At 67.3% G+C, this 6,516-nt stretch carries 7 protein-coding genes and 1 pseudogene; 5 read left to right on the top strand and 3 right to left on the bottom strand.

Features of this window, described 5'->3' with window-relative positions:
• Together U1839_RS09230 and U1839_RS09225 are read right to left on the bottom strand one after the other, a co-directional pair.
• Nucleotides 1–476: IS110 family transposase (locus U1839_RS09230; protein ID WP_332803357.1), on the bottom strand; the 476-nt coding region annotated here is incomplete at its 3' end.
• A 244-nt stretch (nt 477–720) separates the two neighbouring features.
• Complete coding sequence (locus tag U1839_RS09225; protein WP_332803356.1) at nt 721–2,490, bottom strand: fatty acyl-AMP ligase; 1,770 nt, start codon at nt 2,488–2,490, stop codon at nt 721–723.
• A gap of 116 nt (nt 2,491–2,606) precedes the next feature.
• On the opposite strand from U1839_RS09225, the gene U1839_RS09220 reads away from it, so the two are divergent.
• The 5 genes and pseudogenes from U1839_RS09220 to U1839_RS09200 form a co-directional block, all read left to right on the top strand.
• On the top strand, nt 2,607–3,167 hold the full coding sequence (locus U1839_RS09220; RefSeq protein WP_332803355.1) for a regulatory protein RecX: 561 nt from the start codon (nt 2,607–2,609) through the stop codon (nt 3,165–3,167).
• Between the two features lie 60 nt (nt 3,168–3,227).
• Complete coding sequence (locus U1839_RS09215; RefSeq protein WP_332803354.1) at nt 3,228–3,812, top strand: cold-shock protein; 585 nt, start codon at nt 3,228–3,230, stop codon at nt 3,810–3,812.
• A 108-nt stretch (nt 3,813–3,920) separates the two neighbouring features.
• Nucleotides 3,921–4,757 (top strand): glutaminyl-peptide cyclotransferase, encoded by an 837-nt coding sequence (locus tag U1839_RS09210; protein WP_332803353.1) that lies wholly within the window; start codon nt 3,921–3,923, stop codon nt 4,755–4,757.
• 95 nt (nt 4,758–4,852) lie between these two features.
• Nucleotides 4,853–5,245: an NADH:ubiquinone oxidoreductase subunit NDUFA12 gene (locus tag U1839_RS09205; protein WP_332803352.1), complete on the top strand. Its 393-nt coding sequence runs from the start codon at nt 4,853–4,855 to the stop codon at nt 5,243–5,245.
• Between the two features lie 197 nt (nt 5,246–5,442).
• Nucleotides 5,443–5,676: pseudogene (locus U1839_RS09200) on the top strand (DUF2155 domain-containing protein); the annotation flags it as partial.
• A 35-nt stretch (nt 5,677–5,711) separates the two neighbouring features.
• Here the strand turns inward: U1839_RS09200 and aat are convergent.
• The gene (gene aat / locus U1839_RS09195; protein ID WP_332803351.1) at nt 5,712–6,473 is read right to left on the bottom strand and encodes a leucyl/phenylalanyl-tRNA--protein transferase; all 762 of its coding nucleotides are present in this window, start codon (nt 6,471–6,473) and stop codon (nt 5,712–5,714) included.
• Nucleotides 6,474–6,516: the final 43 nt, after the last annotated feature.

Raw genomic sequence — 6,516 nt, 5'->3', positions numbered from 1 at the left:
GTGACGGTGCCCATGCGCAGCCCGAACAGCTTGAGCAGGCCGCGCAACTGGTTCGCCATCGCCTGTCGCGCCTGGATCAGATGCTCGTGGATCTTCAGGCGCGCGCGGTCGATATGCGTCGCCTCCTGCTTGATCCGCACCGCCTTGTACCAGCCCGTACGCGCCAATTGCGCCAGCCCCTCGGCATCGTGCGGGTCGCTCTTGTTGACCCGGGTCGACAACACGCCCTTGGCATGCCGCGCGCAGATGCATGTTACGGGAAAATCGCGCTCTATCAGGCCGTGGTAGAGAAATGCCGACAACGGCCCCGTCTCCAGCACCACCCGCGCAACCCCGCGCGCATGTCGACCAAGCGTCTTTGCCAGCTCGGCGGGATCGGTCGCGCATACCCCACGCCACCTGACCGTCCCGTCCCCATCGACCACGCAGATATGCGTCGTCTTGTCACTCACATCCAATCCAGCATAAATCGACATCGGTCATCCTCCTGCCTTGGAGCACCTGCCAGGCGACTCCGTATCATGCAGGAGAATGGCTACCTCAATTACGCCACGTCCCCGAAATACCCCCGTAATACCCGGCAAAGGAGTGTGTTGGGGGCCGGTGTCCGGTTGGCAAGGCTGTCGTGACGATAGGTGGGCCTCGCAATAGTCGTCCCCCAACTGGGCCCCGGCCTTCGCCGGGGAAGGCAAAGGGGCTGCGACGGGAAGCGAAAGCCGTTCAGGCCGCCAGATCGTAGGGCTTGATGTCGCCGCTGAGATAGAGGTTGCGGGCCTTGGCGCGGCTCAGTTTGCCCGAGCTGGTGCGCGGTAGCGTGCGTGGCGGGATCAGTTCGACGACGCAGTTCATGCCCGTCACCGAGCGCACGCGCTCGCGGATCTCGTCGCGCAGGCGGACGCGCTCGGCCTCGTCGGAGCTGCGGCATTGCACCAGCACCGCAGGGGTTTCCTCGCCGCCGGGGGTGGTGATGGCGAAGGCGGCGATGTCGCCCGCCTTGAAGCCGGGCAGCTGCTCGACCGCCCATTCGATGTCCTGCGGCCAGTGATTGCGGCCGTTGATGATGATCATGTCCTTGGCGCGGCCGACGATATAGACATAGCCATCGCTGAGATAACCCATGTCGCCGGTGTCGAGCCAGCCGTCCTTCATGCACGCCGCGGTCGCTTCGGGGTCGCGGAAATAGCCGACCATCAGCGACGGGCCGGTGCACCACACCTTGCCGATCGCGCGCTCGGGCAGCGGCGTGCCGTCTTCCTCGCGGATTTCGACGCGCATGTCGCGCGCCGGCTTGCCGCAATTGACGATCGCGCGGTAGCGCTGCGGCCGGTCCTGACCGTGTGCCACACCCGACAGCTGGGTTTCCTCGACCAGTTCGACGCGGATGCCCTCGCCCGGCGGCATGATCGACACCGCCAGCGTGGCCTCGGCCAGGCCGTAGCTGGGCAGGAACGCCGAGGCCTTGAACCCTGCATCGGCAAAGGCATCGACGAAATGCTGCATCACGTCGGGGCGGATCATGTCGGCGCCATTGCCGGCCACGCGCCAGCGCGACAGGTCGAAGCGATCGGCAACATGGCTCAGCGTGCCGATCCGCCGCGAGCAGATGTCGTAGCCGAAGGTCGGCGAGTAAGAGAGCGTCGTGCCCTTGTTGCGGCTGATCAGATCGAGCCAGGCGAGCGGGCGCCGTGCGAAATCCTCGGTCTTGAGGTAATCGGCCGAGACCTGGTTGGCGACCGGCGACAGGAAGCAGCCGACCAGACCCATGTCGTGATACCAGGGGAGCCACGAGACGCAGCGATCAGTGCCGCACACTTCCATATTGTGGCTGTGCGCGGCGAGATTGTTGAGCAGCGCATGGTGGGTGATCGCGACACCGTGCGGGAAGCGTGTCGAGCCGCTCGAATATTGCAGATAGGCGATCGCCGAACCATCGGCCGTCGGCAAACTGGCCTCGGGCGCAGCACGTTCCGCGAATTCCGACCAATCGATGCCTTCGACACCGACGAGATGCGCGGCATCGCCGGCCATCTGCGCCAGCTCGGGCGGGTAGATCAGCATCGTCGGGTCGCAGCTGGCGAGCTGGACGCGCAATTGCTCGATATAGGAATCGCGGCCGCCGAACGAGGTCGGAAGCGGCAGCGGCACCGGCCAGCCCCCGGCATAGATGACGCCGAAGAACAGCGCCGCGAAGTCAGGGCCGGTCTCCGCGATCAGCGCGATGCGATCCTCGGGCTTGACCCCGGCCGCGATCAGTCGCCGCGCCATCGCCAGCGCGTCGTCGCGCAGCTCGCGATAGGGATAGGGGCGCGCCAGCGCGCCGCGCGGATCGTGGAAATTCAGCCCGCGCTCGCCCTGCGCCGCATAATCGAGTGCCTCGCCGAGCGTCGCGAAGTCCGACAGACGGCGCGGCAACGCATCTTCGGTCGGCGTCGGGAGAAGAACGGGCCGCTCGGCCAGTATTTCTCCGGAATGCGCAACGTCGATTGCCATAATATATTAGCGCCCTTGCCCGCGGCTCCCCGCGGGGGCCGCTTTTTGTGAAGCGTGCACCCCTGAAGCCGCCAAGCGTTCAAAATCCGTTCCGACTGTGGCACAATGATGGCGCAATGTCGCAGGATGAAGTGCCTTCTCGCCGCGCCGAACGCGCCAAGCGGCCAATCGTGCCGCTGGATCAGGCCGCGCTCGAGCGATTGGCGCTGCATTATGTCGAGCGATTTTCGACCACGCGGGTGCGGCTCGGCGACTATTTGCGCCGCAAGATCCGCGAGCGCGGCTGGGACGGGCCTACCGCCGACCCGGCAGCGATCGCGACGCGATTGGCCGCGCTCGGCTATATCGACGACCGTGCCTTTGGCGAGGCGCGCGCGCGGGCGATGGCGCGGCGCGGACTCGGGCGGCGGCGCGTCGACGGCGCGTTGCGCCAGGCGGGACTCGATGACGCCGATGCCGAGGCGCTTGCGCCCGCCATTGCCGAGCAGGCCAGCGATGCTGCGCTGACCTTCGCGCGGCGCAAGCGCATCGGCCCGTTCGCCACGTCCCCGGCCGATCGCCCGCTGCGCGAGAAGCAGCTCGGCGCGATGGTGCGCGCGGGGCATGATTTCGCGCTGGCGCGCAAGATCGTTGCGATGGCCCCGGGCGACGCGGTGGAATCTTTGCTCGAGACGTGACGCGAGTGGCTTTTGCGCGCGTCGCGATCCGTGTTACACGCCCGCCCGGGGGCATGTCATATGCGTAACGAACCGCAGGCCGCGCCACGGGCAGGGCCGCAGTGGAGTGAGGACGAGCGCGATGCGCCGGTCGATGAGGCCGGCCTGTTGCTGTCGGGTTCGCTCAAATGGTTCGACGTGACGCGCGGCTTCGGTTTCCTCGTCGCCGATCAGCCCGGCCTGGGTGACGTGCTCGTTCATTTCTCGGTGCTTCAGGCACATGGCCGGCGCAGCCTGCCCGAGGGCGCGCGCATCGAATGTCGTGCGGTACGGCGCGATCGCGGCCTGCAGGCGAGCGAGATCCTGTCGATCGATCTTGGCAATGTCGTCGAGCAGCCGGTGCGCGCGCGCGCCGGCGACCGGGTCGACCCCGCCGCGCTGGTCGATTCGGCCGGGCCGTTCGAACCGGTGACGGTGAAGTGGTTCAACCGTCTCAAGGGTTATGGCTTTCTGGTGCGCGATGCCGACTCGGCGGACGTCTTTGTCCATATGGAAACGCTGCGCCGCGCCGGCCTTGGCGAGGTCGAACCCGACCAGCCGCTGCAGGCGCGGATCGTCGAGGGTCGCAAGGGCCCGCTCGCCGTGGCGGTCGAGGCGGACGACTGACGAGTGGCGACTGACGACTGACGACGATTGCGGTGACGCGCGGCGCATTGCATGGGTGCGCGGGCGACGTCGGGATCGGTCCGGCGCACGGCTGAGGAACTGACTCGCATGAAGAAGGTGATTGCTGCGGTCGCGCTGCTGGCCCTGCTCGCCGTGGCCGGATGGATGTTGTGGAAGCCGTCTGACGACGGGAAGCTGCCGGTCTATGGCGTGGCGATCGCAGCGACCTATCCGCACGACCAGACGGCCTTCACCGAGGGTTTGTTCTTCCAGGACGGCGCGCTTTACGAGAGCACCGGGGAGGTCGGCCAGTCCGGCCTGCGGCAGGTCGAGCTCAAGACCGGTCGCGTGACCAGGAGCATGGATTTGCCCGCCCCCTATTTCGGCGAGGGCATCGTGCCGTGGAAGGACAAGATCTACGAACTGACGTGGAAGGACCAGAAGGGGTTCATCTACGGGCGCGGCGATTTCTCGCCGATCGGCGATTTCAGCTACACCGGTGAGGGCTGGGGCGCGACGCACAATGATCGCTTCATCATCATGAGCGACGGCAGCGCGGTGTTGCGGTTCCTCGATCCCGATTCGCTGGCGACGGTGTCGACCTTGAAGGTGACCGCGCATGGCTGCCCCGTGGCCAAACTCAACGAACTCGAATGGGTCGATGGGCAGATCTACGCCAATATCTGGCAGACCAACCTCATTGCCCGGATCGACCCCAAGAGCGGGGCGGTGCTGAGTTTTCTCGACCTGAGCAGTCTCGGGCCGAAGGAGCGCGGCAACGACGACGTGGCGAACGGCATCGCCTGGGATGCGGGGCAGCACCGGCTGTTCGTGACGGGCAAACGCTGGCCGCAATTATACCAGATCGCGGCCGGGACGACGCGGGTGGCATCGGCCGAGGCGGCGGCGCTTACGGCCTGTGCCGGCGGGACCGTGGCGCAATGATCGCGTCGTTGCGCGGGCTCCCGGTCGAGGGGCCGGCCGGCTTCACGATTGCGACGGCCATTGCGGTTCGTTCGGACAGGTCTTAAGCGCGCGGCATGGGTATCAATCTCAATCCGTTCACCTGGTGGAACGGCGCCAGCTGGGGAACCATGGTCGGGCTGCGCGGCAAGCGCCGGGTCGGCGAGGATTCGCTCGGCAATGTCTATTATCAGGGCGGTCGCGATACCAATGGCAACCCGCGCCGCTGGGTGATCTATAACGGTGCCAACGATGCGAGCCGCGTCGCGCCGGAATGGTTCAGCTGGCTGCACCATCAGGTTGATGACCTGCCCGACCGCGCCTTGCCCGCGCCGCGCGCCTGGCAGAAGCCGGCCATCCCCAATCTGACCGGCACGGCGCTCGCCTATCGCCCGCCCGGCGCGCTGGAAAAGGGCGGCCACCGCGCCGCCGCGACGGGCGATTACGAAGCGTGGACGCCCGACGCGTGAGTGATTCGCGCCGCTGGACGCTGGCGGTGACGGCGCTCGCGCTGCTCGCCACGGCGGGCTGCGGCGAGAAGAAGCCGGCGACCGACCCCAATGCCAAGCCGACGCAGCACACCGCGCTCGACGAGGACAGCGCGCCGTCGGACGTGACGACGGTCGATCTGCCCAGCGGCGCCGATCCCTCTTATGGCGCGACGCCGATGGCGCAGCGCGTCGCGGTGCTGGGCCTGCTCAACAAGCGCAACGGGGTGGCGCGCGAGATCGCGCTGAAACCCGGAAACGCCGCGCGGGTCGGCGACGTGATCGTCCGGCTTGCGGCGTGCGAACAGACCGCGCCGTGGGAGCAGGAGCATTATACCGGCGCCTTCGTCCAGGTCGACGTCCAGCAGTTCGACAAGAGCTGGCGCCGCTTCTTCTCGGGCTGGCTCTACAAGGAGCGGCCGACGCTCAACGTCGTCCAGCACCCGATCTATGATGTGTGGATCAAGAGCTGCGCGATGACCTTCCCCGAAGGTGGGCCGGGCTCGGTCAGCGCCAATGGTCTTTCCGGATCGGGCGCCGCGACGCCGAGTCGGTCGAGCGCGGCGAAATCGCCGGCACTGGCGCCGCCCGACGTGACGCCCGACGCGGTGCCGACGACGCCATCGAGCGCGCCGCCGAGCAGCCCGAGATAGGCCGCACGCGGAATTTCGACCGCGCCGAGCGAGGCGAGATGTTCGGTCATGAACTGGCAGTCGAGCAGGGTGAATCCGCCGACGCGTAGTCGCGCGACGAGCCAGGCGATGGCGACCTTCGAGGCGTCGCGCGCGCGGCTGACCATGCTCTCGCCGAAGAACGCCCGGCCCAGCGCGAGACCGTATAGTCCGCCGGCGAGCCGGTCGCCGTCCCATATCTCGACCGAATGCGCGAAGCCGCGGCGGTGCAGGGTAACAAAGGCCTGTTCGATCTGCGGATTGATCCAGGTGTCGGGGCGGCCCTCGACCGCCTCGGCGCACAGCGCGATGATGCGCTCGAACGCGGTGTCGGCGGTCACGCGGAAGCGGTCGGCGGCAATCGTCTTGCGCAGCGAGTGCGACAGATGGAAGCCGTCGAGCGGCAGGATCGCGCGCGTCTTGGGTTCGACCCAATAGACGCTGTCGGCGTCGCGCCCATCGGCCATCGGGAACACCCCGACGGCATAGGCGCCGAGCAGGAGTTGCGGATCGAGAATGTCGTGCCGAACTCTGGCCACCGGATTTCAGCGGTCCACGAGACGACGGCAACCCGTAGCGTAG

Origin of the sequence: Parasphingomonas halimpatiens, from assembly GCF_036663795.1 — a bacterium.
GTDB lineage: Bacteria > Pseudomonadota > Alphaproteobacteria > Sphingomonadales > Sphingomonadaceae > Sphingomonas.
Note: the sequence above shows the minus strand (reverse complement) of the source record. Positions and strands in the feature narration are given on the sequence as shown.